16 protein-coding genes and 1 riboswitch are annotated in these 16,759 nt (G+C 72.0%); of the genes, 7 read left to right on the forward strand and 9 right to left on the reverse strand.

The genetic code is table 11. The annotated features are described in order from the left end of the window. Positions 1–68: 68 nt before the first annotated feature. Positions 69–189: riboswitch (SAM riboswitch) on the reverse strand. A gap of 23 nt (positions 190–212) precedes the next feature. After that, complete coding sequence (locus tag ACWD5O_RS05570) at positions 213–1,691, forward strand: PrsW family intramembrane metalloprotease (protein WP_387324404.1); 1,479 nt, start codon at positions 213–215, stop codon at positions 1,689–1,691. 15 nt (positions 1,692–1,706) lie between these two features. Here ACWD5O_RS05570 and ACWD5O_RS05575 read toward each other — a convergent pair whose 3' ends face one another. Together ACWD5O_RS05575 and ACWD5O_RS05580 are read right to left on the reverse strand one after the other, a co-directional pair. Further along, on the reverse strand, positions 1,707–1,874 hold the full coding sequence (locus ACWD5O_RS05575; protein WP_354963556.1) for a hypothetical protein: 168 nt from the start codon (positions 1,872–1,874) through the stop codon (positions 1,707–1,709). 80 nt (positions 1,875–1,954) lie between these two features. After that, positions 1,955–2,293 (reverse strand): GroES family chaperonin, encoded by a 339-nt coding sequence (locus ACWD5O_RS05580; protein ID WP_089018760.1) that lies wholly within the window; start codon positions 2,291–2,293, stop codon positions 1,955–1,957. 267 nt (positions 2,294–2,560) lie between these two features. Here ACWD5O_RS05580 and ACWD5O_RS05585 point away from each other — a divergent pair, with 267 nt between their 5' ends. Then, positions 2,561–3,748, forward strand: coding sequence for an AI-2E family transporter (locus tag ACWD5O_RS05585; protein ID WP_387324408.1), 1,188 nt, complete (start codon positions 2,561–2,563; stop codon positions 3,746–3,748). A gap of 14 nt (positions 3,749–3,762) precedes the next feature. On the opposite strand, the gene ACWD5O_RS05590 is transcribed toward ACWD5O_RS05585, so the two are convergent. Next, a complete protein-coding gene (locus ACWD5O_RS05590) occupies positions 3,763–5,970 on the reverse strand; it encodes an ATP-dependent DNA helicase (RefSeq protein ID WP_387324410.1) in 2,208 nt (735 codons plus the stop codon). Positions 5,971–6,072: 102 nt separating this feature from the next. Here ACWD5O_RS05590 and ACWD5O_RS05595 point away from each other — a divergent pair, with 102 nt between their 5' ends. Further along, complete coding sequence (locus tag ACWD5O_RS05595) at positions 6,073–6,579, forward strand: DUF402 domain-containing protein (RefSeq protein ID WP_354963559.1); 507 nt, start codon at positions 6,073–6,075, stop codon at positions 6,577–6,579. A 27-nt stretch (positions 6,580–6,606) separates the two neighbouring features. Here the strand turns inward: ACWD5O_RS05595 and sigJ are convergent, their stop codons facing one another. Continuing rightward, the gene (gene sigJ / locus ACWD5O_RS05600; protein ID WP_354963560.1) at positions 6,607–7,572 is read right to left on the reverse strand and encodes an RNA polymerase sigma factor SigJ; all 966 of its coding nucleotides are present in this window, start codon (positions 7,570–7,572) and stop codon (positions 6,607–6,609) included. 146 nt (positions 7,573–7,718) lie between these two features. Here sigJ and ACWD5O_RS05605 point away from each other — a divergent pair, with 146 nt between their 5' ends. The 3 genes from ACWD5O_RS05605 to ACWD5O_RS05615 all read left to right on the forward strand — a co-directional run bounded on the left by ACWD5O_RS05605 (position 7,719) and on the right by ACWD5O_RS05615 (position 10,426). Beyond that, the gene (locus ACWD5O_RS05605) at positions 7,719–8,660 is read left to right on the forward strand and encodes a PPK2 family polyphosphate kinase (protein WP_354963561.1); all 942 of its coding nucleotides are present in this window, start codon (positions 7,719–7,721) and stop codon (positions 8,658–8,660) included. Between the two features lie 127 nt (positions 8,661–8,787). Continuing rightward, the gene (locus ACWD5O_RS05610; RefSeq protein WP_074314917.1) at positions 8,788–9,414 is read left to right on the forward strand and encodes a DUF47 domain-containing protein; all 627 of its coding nucleotides are present in this window, start codon (positions 8,788–8,790) and stop codon (positions 9,412–9,414) included. A gap of 4 nt (positions 9,415–9,418) precedes the next feature. Continuing rightward, positions 9,419–10,426, forward strand: coding sequence for an inorganic phosphate transporter (locus ACWD5O_RS05615; protein WP_354963562.1), 1,008 nt, complete (start codon positions 9,419–9,421; stop codon positions 10,424–10,426). Positions 10,427–10,474: 48 nt separating this feature from the next. On the opposite strand, the gene ACWD5O_RS05620 is transcribed toward ACWD5O_RS05615, so the two are convergent. After that, positions 10,475–11,443, reverse strand: a complete 969-nt coding sequence (locus ACWD5O_RS05620; RefSeq protein WP_387324415.1) for a Gfo/Idh/MocA family protein — start codon at positions 11,441–11,443, stop codon at positions 10,475–10,477. A 263-nt stretch (positions 11,444–11,706) separates the two neighbouring features. Between ACWD5O_RS05620 and ACWD5O_RS05625 the strand changes: the two genes are divergently transcribed. Continuing rightward, positions 11,707–12,540 carry an NUDIX hydrolase gene (locus ACWD5O_RS05625; protein WP_354963564.1) on the forward strand — a complete coding sequence of 278 codons (834 nt, stop codon included), beginning with the start codon at positions 11,707–11,709 and terminating at the stop codon, positions 12,538–12,540. A gap of 70 nt (positions 12,541–12,610) precedes the next feature. Here ACWD5O_RS05625 and pstB read toward each other — a convergent pair whose 3' ends face one another. From pstB to pstS, 4 genes are read right to left on the reverse strand one after another with little or no spacing between them, the layout of a single operon-like run. Continuing rightward, complete coding sequence (pstB, locus tag ACWD5O_RS05630) at positions 12,611–13,387, reverse strand: phosphate ABC transporter ATP-binding protein PstB (RefSeq protein WP_089018767.1); 777 nt, start codon at positions 13,385–13,387, stop codon at positions 12,611–12,613. Positions 13,388–13,404: 17 nt separating this feature from the next. Next, positions 13,405–14,493: a phosphate ABC transporter permease PstA gene (gene pstA, locus ACWD5O_RS05635; protein ID WP_354963565.1), complete on the reverse strand. Its 1,089-nt coding sequence runs from the start codon at positions 14,491–14,493 to the stop codon at positions 13,405–13,407. Further along, positions 14,490–15,581 carry a phosphate ABC transporter permease subunit PstC gene (gene pstC, locus ACWD5O_RS05640; RefSeq protein WP_450084679.1) on the reverse strand — a complete coding sequence of 364 codons (1,092 nt, stop codon included), beginning with the start codon at positions 15,579–15,581 and terminating at the stop codon, positions 14,490–14,492. The genes pstA and pstC overlap by 4 nt, the downstream gene beginning before the upstream one ends. A 39-nt stretch (positions 15,582–15,620) precedes the next feature. Then, positions 15,621–16,727, reverse strand: coding sequence for a phosphate ABC transporter substrate-binding protein PstS (gene pstS / locus ACWD5O_RS05645; protein WP_450084680.1), 1,107 nt, complete (start codon positions 16,725–16,727; stop codon positions 15,621–15,623). Positions 16,728–16,759: the final 32 nt, after the last annotated feature.

Raw genomic sequence — 16,759 nt, forward strand, 5'->3', positions numbered from 1 at the left:
AGGGTACGAGGGTGACGGACACGCCGGAACCTCCGGGGTCAGGGACCCCGGGTGCGATGTCGGGACGGGGTCCGCGCTTGCCCAGCACACCGATCGGGCTGGGCCCGGTCATCACCCGGGGCACCCCACCGCGAACTCGACGAGGGTTGCCGGCCAGCAAGCCGGGGCTTGACGCTGGCGCTCGTGACCTGCCGGCAGCATAGCGGCTGCCGATGGGCCCGGACCAGCCGGCGGCGGATGGCTACGCTGACCGCATGGCCGACACCCCGCCCGGTGCACCCCTGCCGTCGCCGCCCGCGCCCGCAGCCCCGTCCGCCGGCGCGGCGCCCCGGATGCCGCTGCGCCGACTGGGGTGGCGGCGGTTCCTGGTGCTGGCGGGGGTGGTGCTGTTCATCGCGGGGTGCGCGGTGTTCATGGTCTTCACGCTCGGCCAGTCGCTCGGCGTACGGGCGCTGCTGATCGGGGTGGTCGCCGCCATCCTGCCGGTGCCGGTGCTGGTCGCCTGCTTCCTCTGGCTCGACCGATACGAGCCGGAGCCGCTGAAGTACCTGATCTTCTGTTTCGCCTGGGGGGCGTTCGTCTCCACCGCCGCATCGCTCACCGTGAATGAGTTCGCCGCCGCGCGGTTCGCCGACTGGGGGCTGCCGTCCGCGCTCACCGGTGTGCTGGTGGCGCCGTTCATCGAGGAGCTGACCAAGGCCCTCGGCCCGATCCTGCTGCTGGTGTTCCGTCGCCGGGAGTGGTCCGGGATCACCGACGGCCTGGTCTACTGCGGGCTCTCCGCGGTCGGCTTCGCCATGGTGGAGAACATCCTCTACCTGGGCGGGTACGGCTATGCGGCCGGCGCCGACCGGTACGGCCCGGCGACCGGCACTCAACAGGTCATCGCCATCTTCATCGTCCGGATCCTGCTGTTCGGGTTCGCCCATCCGCTGTTCACCTCGATGACCGGTGTGGGGCTCGGTGTCGCGGCCCGTACCGCCGACCGGCGCGTGCGGGTGCTCGCCCCGGTCGCGGGTCTGCTGCTGGCGATGATGCTGCACGGCACCTGGAACCTGCTGCCGACGCTCACCCAGGCCACCGGGGAGGCGGTGATCATGCTGTACGGCTTCCTGGGCCTGATGGTGCCGATCTTCTTCGGCATGGTGGGGCTGGCGGTGTGGCTGCGCGCGTGGGAGGGACGGCTCACCGAGCGCACGTTGCCGGATTACGTGCGCGCCGGCTGGCTGAGCCCACCCGAGGTGGCCGCGCTGAGCAGCCTCGGTCGCCGGCACGCGGCCCGCAGTTGGGCGCGTCGGGTGGCGGGGGACGCCGGGGTGCGGGCGATGCGTGGGTACCAGTTCGCCGCCACCCGGCTGGCCCTGCTGCGCGACGGGTCGCTGCGCGGCCTGGATCGCAAGCCCGCTGACCGGGAACGGACGGCCACCGAGGAGCGGGAGCTGCTGGAGGCGATCAGCGCGTACCGGTCGTTCTTCGTGGGGCGGGACCCGCAGGCCCCGACCGGAGTCTGGGACGGCAGTCGCTACCACCTGCGCTTCCCGGACGGCTCGCAGCGTCCGGTGGCCGCGCCGGAGGAGCCGGTGGTGCCGATCCCGGTGGTGCTGGCCGCGCCGCCGCCTCCGCTGGGGTATGCCCCGCCCGGCTGGTACGGCCCCCCACCGGCGGGGTCCTGGCCGTCCGGTCACCAGTGACGGCTGGCGGCCGGCTCAGGTCATCATGGTGGTGAGGAAGTCGCCGAGCCCCTGGGCCATCGCCACCAGCGCGGCCCCGATCGCCTTGAACATCTGCGCCGCGCCGTCCGGCCGGAACGCCATGAAGTAGATCAGGAACGCGACGCTGCCCCAGGCCAGCAGCTTCTTCACGAATACCGGCATCGTCCCTCCCCAGGGCCACGGTCGCCGGATGGCTTCCCGTAGCGGGGCCCGGCAAACGGCGTGGTGGCCGGGGAGGCGCGTCAGAGGTAGAGGCCGGTGGAGTCGTTCTCGATCCGTTCGGCGGCCACGGCGTGTACGTCCCGCTCCCGCAGCAGCACGTACCCGCGGCCGTGCAGCTCGACCTCGGAGCGGTCGTCCGGGTCGAAGAGCACCCGGTCGCCGGAGACGATGGCGCGGACGTTCGGCCCCACCCCGACGGCGGTGGCCCAGGCGAGGCGCTTGCCGACCGCGGCGGTCGCCGGGATGACGATGCCGGCGGTGGAGCGGCGCTCGCCCTCGCTGCCTTCCATCCGCACCAGCACGCGGTCGTGCAGGAGGCGGATCGGCAGGCCGGCGTCGAGATCCTGGTCGGCGGTCACGCCGCAGACGCTACCGTGTCGCCGACGGCCGGCCCGACGGTGGTTACGCCCGAGGCGACCGGGGCAATGTGTGGCGGAACTACCCTATGGTGTCGGGAGCGGACGTAAGCTGTCCGGCCTGTCGTTGTGGGCCGACCGGTTCTCTGCCAGGAGGTGCGCTTGAGCCGCTTCGAGCGGGTACGCGGGCGGCTCCGCCGCGCCTACCAGTCGGGACGGGAGTCGGTTCGCGGCGATCGGAGCGCGTCGAGCGACCGCGCGGAGCCTCGGGTGGCGTCCCCCGCCGTGCCCGGGCCGGCCGCGCCGCCGTCGGCCACGGTCGTCGGCGCGGAACCCCCGACGGACGTGCACAGCTCGACCGCCAGCCGCGACGACGCGGACGTCCCGCACGGGCTGCGGATCGCCGCCGCCTGGTGCTGGCGGCTGATCGTGATCGGGCTGGTGGCCTGGGCGCTGCTCCGGATCGTCGGCACCATCAAGATAGTGATCATCCCGCTGGCCATCGCCCTGCTGCTCTCGGCGTTGCTCGCACCGGCGGTGGGCTGGCTGCTGCGGGCGCGGCTGCCCCGGTCGCTGGCGACGGCGGTGGTGCTGGTCGGCGGCCTGGCGGGAGTGATCGGCACGCTGACCCTGGTGGTCAACGAGTTCATCAAGGGGGCGCCGGAGCTGAGCGAGAAGTCCTCGCAGGGCGTCCGGCAGATCCAGAACTGGCTGAAGACAGGTCCGCTGCACCTCTCCGACACCCAGCTCAACCGCTACATCGACGAGGCGCAGGATTGGATCAACTCCAACACCTCGGATCTCACCAGCGGGGCGCTGAGCACCGCGGCGACGCTGGCCGAGGTGCTGACCGGCACGCTGCTGGTGCTCTTCGCGACGTTCTTCTTCCTGCGCGACGGCAACCGGATCTGGCGCTTCCTGGTCCGGCTGCTGCCGGTGGCCGCCCGCTGGAAGGTCGATGACGCCGGCCGCGCCTCCTGGCACACGCTCGGCGCCTACGTCCGGGCGACCGTGCTGGTGGCCTTCATCGACGCGGTGGGCATCGGCATCTTCCTGGTCATCTTCGACGTCCCGTTCGCCTTCCCGCTGGCCGCGCTGGTCTTCCTCGGCGCGTTCATCCCGATCGTCGGCGCGGCGCTCTCCGGTGGCGTGGCGGTGCTGGTGGCGCTCGTCGACAGCGGCCCGGTCACCGCGTTGATCATCCTGGGCGCGGTGATCGGCGTGCAGCAGGTGGAGGGGCACGTCCTCCAGCCGCTGATCATGGGCCGGGCGGTGGCCATCCACCCGCTCGCGGTGATCATCGGTATCGCCGCCGGGGTGGTGCTCGCCGGGATCACCGGTGCGCTGGTGTCCGTGCCGCTGATCGCGGTGCTGAACACCGCGATCCGCCGGCTGGCCGCCCGGACGGTCCCGGACACCCCGCCCGACGCCGTCGTCGTCGCCGCGCAGGCTCCCTGACGCGGCGCGGGCGGTCAGGAGCCGGCGAGACGTTGCAGCGCGCCGCGGGCCACCTCAGGACGGGTCGTGTACCAGAACGGCGGCAGCGAGCGACGCAGGAACGGCCCGTAGCCGCGGGCGGTCTCCAACCGGGAGTCGAGCACCGCGACCACCCCCCGGTCACCGGTCGCCCGGATCAATCGACCCACCCCCTGCGCCAGCCGGACCGCCGCGATCGGCACGCTGACCGCCGCGAAACCCGAGCCGCCGCCCGCGTCCACGGCTGCCGCGCGCGCCGCCGCCAGCGGCTCGTCCGGCCGCGGAAAGGGCAGCCGGTCGATGACCACGAGCTGACAGGCGTCGCCCGGCACGTCCACCCCCTGCCAGAGCGACATCACCCCGAACAGGCAGCTGGAACGCTCCTCGCGGAACCGGCGGACCAGCAGCGGCAGCGCCTCCTCGCCCTGCAGCAGCACCGGCAGGTCGGTCCGCGCGCGCAGCAGCTCCGCCGCCTGCTGCGCGGCCCGCCGGGAGGAGAAGAGCCCGAGAGTACGACCACCGAGCGCCTCGACCAGCGCGAGCAGCTCCTCCCCGGCCGCCTCGGGAAGCCCGGAGACGCTGGGCCGGGGCAGGTGCGAAGCGACGTACAGGATGCCCTGCCGGGCGTAGTCGAACGGCGACCCCACATCCAGCGACCGCCAGCCCGGACCCTCCGTCGCCGGCACGACGGCGCCGGGTGCGGCGTCTCCGGCCAGCCGGCGGCCGGGCGTCTCGGCCGCCGGACGGCCCGGGCCGGTGCGGGCGGCCAGCGCGGCGGCGGCCGGGGACGGCGGTGCGGGCGGCGGCGCGTCCAGCCCGAGAGCGCGGGCCACCGTGTCGAACCGGCCGCCCAGCGCCAGGGTGGCGGAGGTGGCGACCACGGTGCGCTCGTCGTACAGGTGGGTGGCCAGGGTGCCGGCCACCGACAGCGGCGCGACCACCAGCGCCCGCCGGCTGCCGCTGTCGTTCTTCTCCACCCAGGCCACGTCGTGATCGGCCTCCTCCAGCAGCCGCTGCGCGGTCGTGGAGAGCTCGTCCAGCACCGCCTTGGCCTGCTGCTTGCGAACCGGGTCGGGATCGTCAGACTTGACGTCGCCGATCGCGTCCAGCGCGGCGCGGGTGGCCGCGTCGAGCAGCGTGCACGCCTCCCGCAGCGGCGTCGGCAGCCCGGCGGTGAGGCGCCCGGCGGGCGCCTCGGCCAGCCCGACCGCGAGGGCGTCACCGGCCGCGGTGAGCGCCTCGGCGGTCTCCGGCCGCAGCAGCGGGCGGGCCCGCCGGGTGGACCGGTCGATCAACTCCGGCACCAACTCCGCCTGGGCCGCGGAGGAGACCCGGTCGGCCAGCTCGTGTGCCTCGTCCACGATCAGCAGCTTGTGCGGCGGCACGATGTGCCGGTCGGCCAGCATGTCGACGGCGAGCAGGCTGTGGTTGGTCACCACGATGTCGGCCTCGCGGGCCCGGGCCCGGGACGCCTCGGCGAAGCACTCCGCCCCGAACGGGCACCGGGTCGCCCCGACGCACTCCCGGGCCGGCATCGACACCAACCGCCAGGCCTGGTCGTCGACGCCCGGGTCCAGTTCGTCCCGGTCGCCGGTGGCGGTCTTCTCGGCCCAGTCGCGCAGCCGCTCGATCTGCTTGCCCATCCGGCCCGCCTCGCCGAGCCACTTCGTGCCGCCGCCGCCCGGGCGGGTGGCCGGGGCGTCGAAGAGAGTGTCCTCCGGCTCCTCGGCGGTGGAGTTGTCCAGCCGGGCCAGGCAGAGGTAGTGGTGGCGGCCCTTGAGCACCGCGAAGGTGGGCCGGCGGCCGAGGAGCGGCTCGACCGCGTCGGCCATCCGGGGCAGGTCGTGGTCGACCAGCTGGGACTGCAACGCCAGGGTGGCGGTGGAGACCACCACCGGGCCGTCCACGGTGAGCGCCGGCGCGAGGTAGGCCAGCGACTTGCCGGTGCCGGTGCCCGCCTGGACGAGCAGGTGCTCGCCGCTGGTCACGCACTCCTCGATCGCGGTGGTCATCTCCTGCTGGCCGGGGCGTGCCGCGCCGCCGGGCACCGCGCCGACCGCCGCCGCGAGCAGCTCCGCCCCGCTGGGTCGGTTGCCCCGTCGCCGGCTCCCGGCACGGGCCGAGGGGGCGGCGGAACCGGTGGCGGTGCGGGGCGGAGTCACCGTGCGACGGTACCCGTCGCGGCCGACACGGGCTGAGCCCATCCGTCCGCGTGGCGCGGCGCCGATCGGTCCGTCGGCTCGTCCGGCAGCGTCCGGTTACGGCCGCGCTACGACCCGTGGGCAGTATCGGTTAGGGTGCGAATCATGCCGAGCGACGTGGTCCGAGTGATCTACCGCAAGTACGACGGCAGCGCCCACCGTGACTACCCGGCCCGCCGGCTCGCCGAGGACGACCTCGGCATCTGGCTCGGCGTGCCGGCCGGCACCGAGTCGGTCTACCACGGCCGCCCGTCGGTGGAGAAGATCCCGTTCGTCCTGCTGGTGCCGCACCACGCGTGGTGGACGGGGATGTTCAACCCGCCACCGCGGACCAGCGAGGTCTACTGCGACATCGCCACCCCTGCCCACTGGGAGTCCGACGACGTCGTCCACCTGATCGACCTGGACCTGGACGTGGTCCGCCGCCGCGCCACCGGTCTGGTGGAGCTGCTCGACGAGGACGAGTTCGCTGAGCACCGGGCCCTTTACGGCTACCCGGAGGACGTGGTGGTCGAGGCCGAGGCGGCGGCCCGCTGGCTGTTCGGCGCGCTCGGCGACGGCAGCGAGCCGTTCGCCACCTCGTACCGCAAGTGGCTGGCCCTGGTGGTCTGAGCCCGCGCGGGCGCTCGACCGGCCGGCTCACCAACGCGGCGGCCACCGGTCGTCGTCGCCCAACGGTGGCAGGTCGGTCAGCTTCTCCGGGTTGAGCTGGTTGAACACGCCGGTGATCCGGCCCTCGTGCACGGCGAGGGCGGTGACCATGCGGAGCGGCCGGCCGTCGCTGTACACCGTCTCCCACTGGAGGCCGAGCACGCCGTCCACCAGCACCGGCCGGGCCAGCACCTGTTGGGTGTACCGCCCGGCCCGGCCGAACAGGCCGAGCGTGAAGCGACCCACCGCCTCGGCGCCGACCACCGGCCGACGGGCCGCCGGGAAGTGCCCACCGGAGTCGCCGACGAAGACGACGTCCGGCGCGAGGAGGCGGAGCAGCGGGTCCAGCTCGCCGGACTCGGTGGCGGCGACGAACGCTTTGAGCACCCGCCGCTGCTCGGCCGGGTCGGCGGTGTGCCGGGGCACGTCCGGTGCGGTGACCGCCCGGCGGGCGCGGGAGGCGAGCTGCCGGGCGGCCACCTCGGTGGTGCCGAGCACGTCGGCGACCCCGGCGAACGGCACCGCGAACACGTCGTGCAGCACGAGGGCGACCCGCTGCTCCGGCGCGAGCCGTTCCAGCACCACCAGCAGCGCCGTACCGACCTGGTCGGTACGTACCGCCCGCTCCGCGGGGTCGGGGGCGTAGCCGTCGGTCGGCGCCGCGGCGCCCACCTGGCTCACCACCGGCTCCGGCAGCCACTGCCCGGGGTACGCCTCCCGCCGGACCCGGGCCGAGCGGAGCACGTCCAGGCAGATCCGGGCGCAGGTGGTGGTCAGCCACGCGGACAGCTCGCGGATCTCGGCGCGGGCCGCCGGGTCGGCGAGCGCCCCCGCGTAGCGCAGCCACGTCTCCTGCACCGCGTCCTCGGCCTCGCTGCGGCTGCCCAACATCCGGTGGGCCACCGCGAGCAGCCGGCCACGCTCGGCCTCGAACTCCGTCGCCAGGTCCCGCACGACCCACCACCCTCCCCGTTCGGCGCGCCTTCCCGGCGTACATCCTCCCGCCAACAGGACGCGCCGGAGGCCCCGAATGTGACAGCCCAGCGGGGTGGGGCGGCGCTCGGCGGGCGGTTGGTCGGCGGGTGGGCGATGATCCGAGTATGAGCGCACCCCAGGAAGCGCAGATCGTGGCGCCCGCCGGCGGCCAGGTGCGGGAGTTGCTGCGGGTCGCCGCACCGGTGGATCTCGCGGAGATCGACCCCCGGTCCACGCCCGGACTGCCGGGGGCGGAGGTGACCGGAGAGCACCGCAAGGCCTGGGCCCGCGCGCAGGTGGAGCTGGTCGGCGGTGAGCTGGGCCAGCAGCAGGAGATGCTCTTCGCGATGGCCAAGGCCGACCCGGACCGGCCGACGCGCCGGGTGCTGCTGGTGCTCCAGGCGATGGACTGCGGCGGCAAGGACGGCACGATCAAGCGGGTGGCCGGCGCGATGAACCCGCTGGGCCTGCACATCCGCTCGTTCGGGCCGCCCACCGCGCAGGAGCTGCGGCACGACTTCCTGTGGCGCATCCGCCGGGAACTGCCGCCGCCGGGGTACGTCGGGATGTTCAACCGGTCGCACTACGAGGACGTGCTGATCGCCCGGGTCGGCTCGCTGGTGCCGGAGGCCACCTGGCGGGCCCGCTACGACGAGATCAACTCCTTCGAGCGGGACCTGGTCGAGGACGGCGTGACCCTGGTCAAGGTGCTGCTGCACATCTCGTACGCCGAGCAGGGCGAGCGGCTGCTGGAGCGGCTCACCGACCCCCGCAAGCACTGGAAGTACAACCCCTCGGACGTCGACTCCCGGGCCCGTTGGAACGACTACCAGGCCGCGTACGCCGAGGCCCTGAGCCGGTGCGGCACGGACGCCGCGCCGTGGTTCGTGGTGCCGGCGGACCGCAAGTGGTACCGGGACTGGGCGGTGGCCCACCTGCTGAGGGAGACGTTCGACACCCTCGATCTGGGGTATCCGCCTGCCGATTTCGACGTCGCCCGCGAGCGCGAACGGTTGCGTGCTGGGGGAGTGGTGGCGGATGGGACGGCCGAGATGAACAGCAGGTGAACGACCGGTGAATGAGGCCTGACCAGGGGTGGGCCGACGAATTCGCGGTTCTGGCGTTTCCTAGCATTCACCGAGCGGGCGCCCGCGCGTACCGCACCCCTTCCACCGACGCGACGAGGTCTGTGCTGTGAAGTTTTCCTTCCGCCCCACCGAGGGCGCCTTCTACGAGCTCTTCACCAGGGCCGCGCAGAACCTGGTCCGGGGCACCGAGCTGCTGAACGAGCTGGCCCTGCCCGGCGTCGACGTGCAGTCGGTCAGCGAGCGGCTGACCGAGGTCGAGCACGACAGCGACCAGATCACCCACGAGCTGTACAAGAAGATCAACTCAACCTTCATCACGCCGTTCGACCGGGAGGACATCTACCGGCTCGGCTCGCTGCTCGACGACGTGATGGACCACCTGGAGGCGGTCGGCGACCTGCTCTACCTGTACGGGCTGACCGAGCTTCCGGCGCTGCCGCGCGAGCTGCACGAGATGGTGAACGTGCTCGACCAGCAGGCCAAGTTGACCGCCGAGGCGATGCCCCGGCTGAAGTCGATGAAGGACCTTGAGGACTACTGGATCGAGTGCAACCGGCTGGAGAACGAGGGCGACCGGATCAACCGGCAGTTGCTCGTCCGCCTCTTCTCCGGCGAGTACGACGCGTTGACGGTGCTGAAGATGAAGGAGGTGGCCGACGAGCTGGAGGCCGCCTGCGACGCCTTCGAGCACGTGGCCAACACCGTCGAGACCATCGCGGTCAAGGAGTCCTGAGCCAGTGACTCCCGAACTCATCGCCGTGCTGGCGGTGATCGCGGTCGCCCTGGCGTTCGACTACACCAACGGCTTCCACGACGCCGCGAACGCGATCGCGACCAGCGTCTCGACCCGGGCGCTGACACCCAGGATCGCCCTGTTGCTCGCCGCCGTCGGCAACTTCGTCGGGGCCCACTTCGGCGCCGGGGTCGCCAAGACCGTCGGTGACGGCCTGGTCACCCTGCCAACCGGGGTGGCCAGCCTCGGGGTGGTCTTCGCCGGGGTTCTCGGCGCCATCGCCTGGAACCTGATCACCTGGTACTTCGGCCTGCCCTCGTCGTCCTCGCACGCGCTCTTCGGCGGCCTGGTCGGCGCGACCCTGCTGTCCACCGGCGGCGTCGTGCAGTGGGTCACCATCGGCGAGAAGATCCTCCTGCCGATGGTGCTGTCGCCGATCGTCGGCCTCACCCTCGGCTACCTGCTGATGCTGGCCATCCTCTGGCTGTTCCGGAAGGGGCAGCCGGGCAAGCTCAACCGGGGCTTCCGCTGGGCGCAGACGGCCTCGGCGGCGGCCATGTCGGTTGGCCACGGTATGCAGGACGCCGCGAAGACCATGGGCATCGTGGTGCTGGCGCTCTACACCGGCGGCTTCCAGGACGACAAGACGCACATCCCCGGCTGGGTGTTCTGGACCTCGGCGACAATGCTGGCCCTGGGCACGTACGCCGGCGGCTGGCGGATCATCCGCACGCTCGGACGCAAGATCATCGACCTCGGTCCGCCGGAGGGCTTCGCCGCCGAGACGGTGGCCAGCGCGGTGCTCTACTTCAACGCACTGGTGCTGAAGGCGCCGATCTCCACCACCCACACGATCACCTCGGCGATCATGGGTGTGGGCGCGACCAAGCGGCTCTCCGCGGTCCGCTGGAACGTCGCCGGCAACATCGTGATCGCCTGGATCATCACGTTCCCGGCCGCCGCGCTCATCGCCTGCGTGTCGTACCTGCTGGTCCGCCCGCTCTTCGGCTGATCAAGTAAAAGGAGGGGCCCCTTCTCAACGAAGGGGCCCCTCCTTTCATCACAGGTAGCGCACGCCGATCTGCTCGCGTACGGCGTCCAGCAGGGCCATCACCTCGAGGGTGGTGGTGTGCGGCACCAGCGGGCTCTCGGTCAACCCGGCCGCCAGGCAGCGCTGCACCTCGATCGCCTCGTACTGGTAGCCGTTGCCGGCGGTGTCGGCGGTGATCGTCTCCGGCTCGGCGCCGTCCCGCCACAGGGTCAGCGAACCCGGCCGGAAGAACGGCTCCGGCAGGTCGATCCGGCCGGTGCTGCCGGTGATCGAGGCGGACTGCCCGCTGGAGCCGACCATGCCGCAGCTCAGGGTGGCCAGCGCGCCGGTGTCGTAGCCGAACAGGATGCCGGTGTTCTCGTCCACCCCCTCCGGGCCGAGCTTCGCCCAGGACCGGATGTGCTGCGGCGTGCCGAGCAGCAGGTGGGCCAGGCTGACCGGGTAGATCCCCAGGTCGAGCAGGGCGCCTCCGCCCAGCGCCAGGGCCCGCATCCGGTGCTCGGGTGGGAAGGGCCCGGACACCCCGAAGTCGGCCCGGACGCTGCTCACCGTGCCGATCGCGCCCTCCGCGATCAGCTCGGCAGCTTGCATGACCAACGGGTTGGTCCGCATCCACATGGCCTCCATCAGGAAGACCCCGGCGGCGCGGGCGGTGTCCACGAGTTCGGTGCTGCTGGCCAGGTCGAGAGTGAACGGCTTCTCCAGGAGCACCGCCCGCCCGGCCGTCAGGCAGGTCATCGCCGCCTCGTAGTGCGCGGCGTGCGGGGTGGCCACGTAGATCACGTCGACCTCCGGGTCGGCGGCCAGCTCCACCCAGGAGGCGTAGGCGCGCTTCGCGCCGTGCTTGTCGGCGAAGCGCTGCGCGCTGTCCGCGGCGCGGGAGCCGACCGCGACCAGTTCGGCGTCCGGCACCAGCCGGAGGTCTTCGGCGAAACGGCTGGCGATGTGGCCGGTGGCCAGGATGCCCCAACGAGTCATGTCGGCACGCTAGCCGAGCCGGGTGAACGACCGGGCGCCCGGCAGCCGCCGGCTCATCCGTCGGGACCCTGGTGCACGTCCCGGTCGGCTCGTCCGCTCCGGCCGGCCGCCCCTGCGCGTCCCCCTTTGCTCTGCTTACGCGGGCGCGACAGTTACCGATCACTTCTGTTGCGTGGGCTGAAGCAGAGCAAAGGGCGGTCCGGGTGGCGCCGACCGGCACACCGGCCGGGCCGGGGCGGCCGGGCAGGCCCTAGGCTCGCGACATGACGATCGACAGTGACGGTTTCGCCGCCCCGGCCGCCCTGGTCGAGCACGCGCGGCGGTTCCAGGCCGAGGGCGGCATCCCGGCGGTGCCCCGGGTCGCGGCCACCGTGTTGCTGCTGCGTCCGACCGGCGCCGACTTCGAGGTGTACGTCATCCGTCGGGTCGCCGCGATGACCTTCGGCGGGATGTACGCCTTCCCCGGCGGTGGCGTGGACCGCTCCGACTCCGCCGCACACCTGGACTGGGCCGGCCCAACGCCGAGTGAGTGGGCGGGGCGGCTCGGGGTTGCCCCGGACGCCGCCCAAGCGGTGGTCTGCGCCGCCGCCCGGGAGGTCTTCGAGGAGTCCGGCGTGCTGCTCGCCGGCCCGGACCCGGCGACCGTGGTGGGTGACGTCAGCGGTGACGACTGGGAGGCGGCCCGGCAGGACCTGGAGGGGCGCCGGCTGGGCTTCGCCGCGCTGCTCGCCGACCGGCGCCTGACGCTGCGTTCGGACCTGCTGCTGCCGTGGAGCCGGTGGATCACGCCGGAGTTCGAGCCGCGACGCTTCGACACGTACTTCTTCGTCGCCCTGCTGCCGGCCGGGCAGCGGACCCGGGACGTCTCCGGGGAGGCCGACCACACGCTGTGGATCCGGCCGGCGGACGCGCTGGCCCGGGCCGAGGCGGGTGAGCTGACCATGCTGCCGCCGACCCTCGTCACGCTGGCCCAGGTGGCGGCCGCCGGCGACCTGGCCGGGGTTGCCCAGGCGGCGGCCGACCGGGACGCCGCCACCCCGATCACCCCGCGAATGGACTTCCCGGCCGACGGCGAGCCCCGCTTCGTGCTCGGCTGAACCACCCGGGGTACGCCGAGGGGCGCCGGTCAGGTCGACCGACGCCCCACGCAGAGCGGGAACCAGCGGCTCAGCCGAAGCGGCCGGTGATGTAGTCCTCGGTCTTCTTCACGCTCGGGTTGCTGAAGATCTTCTGGGTGTTGTCGTACTCGATCAGCCGGCCCGGGTCGCCGGTCTTCTCGATGGAGAAGAAGGCGGTCCGGTCCGACACCCGAGCGGCCTGCTGCATGTTGTGCGTCACGATGATGATCGTGAACTTGTCCTTGAGCTGGAACATCAGGTCCTCGATGGCCAGCGTGGAGATCGGGTCCAGGGCCGAGCAGGGCTCGTCCATCAACACGACCTGCGGCTCGACCGCGATGGTCCGGGCGATGCAGAGCCGCTGCTGCTGACCGCCGGAGAGGCCCGCGCCGGGCTTGCCCAGCCGGTCCTTGACCTCGTCCCACAGGTTCGCCGAGCGCAGCGCCTTTTCGGCCGCGTCCTCCAGGATCGACTTGCGGCGGACGCCGTTGAGCTTCAGCCCGGCCACCACGTTCTCGAAGATGCTCATGGTGGGGAACGGGTTCGGCCGCTGGAAGACCATGCCGATCGTGCGCCGGACCGCGGTGACGTCCACGTCCCGGTCGTAGATGTCCTGGTCGTCGATTGTCAGGCTGCCCTCGACCCGGGCTCCCGGCAGCACCTCGTGCATCCGGTTGATCGACCGCAGGAAGGTGGACTTGCCGCAGCCGGACGGGCCGATCAGGGCGGTGACCGTCTTCGGCTCGACGGTCAGGTTGATGTTCTCGATGGCCTTGAAGGCACCGTAGTAGGCGGTGACGTTCGAGGCTTCGATGCGCTTGGCCATGGTGGTACCTCCGGGGTTCATCGGCTGAGCCGGTTTCGGCGGGCCAGCAGCTTCGCCGCGATCGTCAGGATCAGCACGAGGGCGACCAGGGTGAGTGCCGCGGTCCACGCCCGTGCCGGCGCGTACCTCGACGCATCACCGGCCTGCTGGTAGACGAAGAGGGACAGCGACGACTGGTTGTTCTCGAAGGGGTTGGTGTTGATCGCGGCGCCACCGCCGGCGACCAGCAGCACCGGCGCGGTCTCGCCGGCCGCACGGGCGATGGCGAGCATGACGCCGGTGACGATGCCGGGCAGCGCCGTCGGCAGGACCACCCGCAGGATGGTCTTCCACTTGGGTACGCCGAGCGCGTAGGCACCCTCGCGCAGCGGCGCCGGGACGAGGCGGAGCATCTCCTCGGTGGACCGGACGATGGTGGGCAGCATCAGCACGCTCAGCGCGAGCGCGGCGGCGAAGCCGGAGAAGCTCGGCCGACCGTCGTTGAACCAAGGCGACACGACGAGCACCCAGAACGCCAGCACGAAGAGGCCGGAGACGATCGACGGGATGCCGGTCATGACGTCCACGAAGAACCGGATCGCGAAGGCGAACTTGCCCCGGCCGTACTCGACGATGTAGATGGCGCAGAGGATGCCGAGCGGCACGGTGATCAGGGTGGCGATGCCGACCTGCTCCAGCGTGCCGACGATCGCGTGGTAGGCGCCGCCGTTGGCGTCGCGGGCCCCGATGTTGTTCATCGAGGTCTGGAAGAAGTTGGCGTCCAGCCGATCGGCGCCCTTGCTGACCAGCGTCCACACCACGGACACGAGCGGCAGGACCGCCAGCACGAACGCGGAGTGGATCAGCGCGCTCCAGGTGCGGTTGCGGGCCGAGCGGCGCCCCTCGACCGCGTTGGCCGCGGCGAAGAGCCCGATCAGGTAGAGCACCGCGCCGAGGGCGACCACGAGGACCGGGCCGCCGATGTCGGTGCCGTAGACGATCACGGTGGAGAGCGCCAGGGCCGCAACGGCGATTGCCGGTGCGGCGTACCAGGGCAGCCGCCGGGCCCGCAGCGAGGCGGGCTGGGCCGGCGGGCGGGTGCGGTGGGAGGTGACGGTGGTGGTCATGCGGCCGACTCCGTGAACTCCCGGCGGCGGTAGATGATCGCCCGCGCCGTGATGTTGACGATCAGCGTGATGGTGAACAGCACCAGGCCGGAGGCGATGAGCGCGCCGCGGCCGGTCTCGTTCGCCTCGCCGAACGCGTTGGCGATGTTGGCGGCGATGGTGTTGCCGCCGTTCTGGATCAGGTTGAACGAGATGCCGAAGGTGATGCCGAGGGTCAGCGCCAGGGCGATGGTCTCGCCGAGCGCCCGGCCGAGGCCGAGCATCACCGCGGCGATGATGCCGGGGCGGCCGTAGGGCAGCACCGCGGTGCGGAGCATCTCCCAGCGGGTGGCGCCCAGGGCGAGGGCGGCCTCCTCGTTCGCGGTCGGCGTCTGGAGGAACACCTCGCGGGAGAGCGAGGTGATGATCGGCAGCACCATGATCGCGAGCACCAGGGCGCCCAGCAGGATCGACTTACCGAACGGGCCGTCACCGCCGAAGATCGGGATCCAGCCGAAGTACTCGTTCAGCCAGACCGAGAAGTCCCGGACCGGGTTGATGAAGATGTCCCGCCCCCAGAGACCGAAGACCACACTCGGCACGGCGGCGAGCAGGTCGACCAGGAAGCCGAGCGCGGTGCCCAGCCGGCGCGGCGCGTAGTGCGAGAGGTAGAGCGCGATGCCCAGCGCCACCGGCACTGCCATGAGCAGCGCCAGCGCCGAGCTGAGCACGGTGCCGAAGGCGAGCGTGCCGATGCCGAACTTGGGCTGCGTCTCGTTGGGGGACCAGCCCTCGTAGGACCAGAAGTTCTCGGTGTTGGCGCGCAGGGCCGGCACCGCCTTGGCGATCAGGAAGATCGCAATGGCGGCGATGATGACCAGAACGGCGGTGCCGGCGGCCAGGGTGAGACCGCGGAAGGCCCGCTCGGCGCCGAATTTCCGGCTGCGCGGAAGCGCGCCGCCGCCGCCCAGCCCGGCGCCGCCCGGGGAACGGATGCTGACTGGTGCCTCGGCCACACGCGCCGAGGCACCGGCGGGCCACTCGTGACTCTGGGTCACGCGCGTCCCGCCGGTGCCGGCGTCGGCCGAGCGGTGAGGGGTTTCACCCATCTGCTCGCTCGATTCGGTTGCGGAGGTGGTGGGGTCGGGTCAGGAGAGGTTCTTGACCGCGGTCTCGACCTTGGTGCGGACCGTCTCCGGCAGCGGGGCGTAGCCCAGGTCGGTCAGCGAGTTCTGGCCCTCGGCGCTGGCGGCGTAGCCCAGCAGACCCTTGACCAGCTTCAGCTTGTCGGCCGCGAGGCCCTTGCTGCAGACGATCTCGTACGTCGCCAGGACGATCGGGTAGGCCCCGGCCTCCTTGGTGTTGTAGTCGATCGACAGCTTGAGGTCGTCGCCCTGGCCCTCGACCTTGGCACCGGCGATGGTCTTGCCAGCCGCCTCGGCGGTCAGCGCGGCGAACTCACCGTTGCCGTTGCCGATCTTGGACATCTTCAGGCCGGCGTTCTCAGCGAACGACCACTCCATGTAGCCGATGGAGCCGTCGGCGCCCTTTACTGAGCTGGCCACGCCGTCCGAGCCCTTGGCGCCGGTACCGCCCGGGGCCTTCCACGCCTTGGCCTTGCCCAGGGTCCAGTCGGCCTCGGCGGTCTTAGACAGGAAGTTGGTGAAGTTGTCGGTGGTGCCCGACTCGTCCGAGCGGTGGACGGTCTGGATGGTGGTCGCCGGGAGCGTGGCACCCGGGTTGTCGGCCTTGATCGCCGCGTCGTCCCACTTGGTCACCTTGCCGGCGAAGATCTTCGCCAGGGTGGCCGGCTTGAGCTGGAGGTTGTCCACGCCGCTGACGTTGTAGGCGATGGCCACCGGGCCGATCACCATCGGCAGGTGGATGGCCTTGCCACCGACGCACTTGGCGTCCGCCTGCGGCTGCTCCTCCGGCTTGAGCGCGGAGTCGGAGCCGGCGAAGTCGGCGGTCCCGGCGATGAACGCCTGGATGCCGGCGCCCGAGCCGGTCGGCTCGTAGTTGATCGTGGTGCCCTGGCACTTCTGCTGGTACGCCTTGATCCACTCGGCCATGGCGTTCTTCTGCGCCGACGAGCCCTGGGCGTTCAGCGTTCCGGTAGCGCAGTCGACCGCGGCGGCCGAGCCCGAAGCGCTGGCGCCGGAGGCGGGCTCGTTGTTGTCCGAGCCGCATGCACTGAGGCCGAGCGTCGCGGCAAGAGCGAGGCAGGCAATAGTGCCGTACCGCTGGAGCTTCACCTGAGGGGTTTCCCTTCGCGTCTGACTTGGCG

The organism is Micromonospora sp. NPDC005161, from assembly GCF_053599855.1.

Bases quoted from the DNA above. Each gene is read 5' to 3' on its own strand.
- pstB (WP_089018767.1), bottom strand. From the start codon at position 13,387: ATGGCCAAGCGCATCGAAGCCTCGAACGTCACCGCCTACTACGGTGCC.
- pstC (WP_450084679.1), bottom strand. From the start codon at position 15,581: ATGGGTGAAACCCCTCACCGCTCGGCCGACGCCGGCACCGGCGGGACG.
- ACWD5O_RS05625 (WP_354963564.1), top strand. From the start codon at position 11,707: ATGACGATCGACAGTGACGGTTTCGCCGCCCCGGCCGCCCTGGTCGAG.
- ACWD5O_RS05570 (WP_387324404.1), top strand. From the start codon at position 213: ATGGGCCCGGACCAGCCGGCGGCGGATGGCTACGCTGACCGCATGGCC.
- ACWD5O_RS05575 (WP_354963556.1), bottom strand. From the start codon at position 1,874: ATGCCGGTATTCGTGAAGAAGCTGCTGGCCTGGGGCAGCGTCGCGTTC.
- ACWD5O_RS05605 (WP_354963561.1), top strand. From the start codon at position 7,719: ATGAGCGCACCCCAGGAAGCGCAGATCGTGGCGCCCGCCGGCGGCCAG.
- ACWD5O_RS05590 (WP_387324410.1), bottom strand. From the start codon at position 5,970: ATGGGCTCAGCCCGTGTCGGCCGCGACGGGTACCGTCGCACGGTGACT.
- pstA (WP_354963565.1), bottom strand. From the start codon at position 14,493: ATGACCACCACCGTCACCTCCCACCGCACCCGCCCGCCGGCCCAGCCC.
- ACWD5O_RS05620 (WP_387324415.1), bottom strand. From the start codon at position 11,443: ATGACTCGTTGGGGCATCCTGGCCACCGGCCACATCGCCAGCCGTTTC.
- ACWD5O_RS05595 (WP_354963559.1), top strand. From the start codon at position 6,073: ATGCCGAGCGACGTGGTCCGAGTGATCTACCGCAAGTACGACGGCAGC.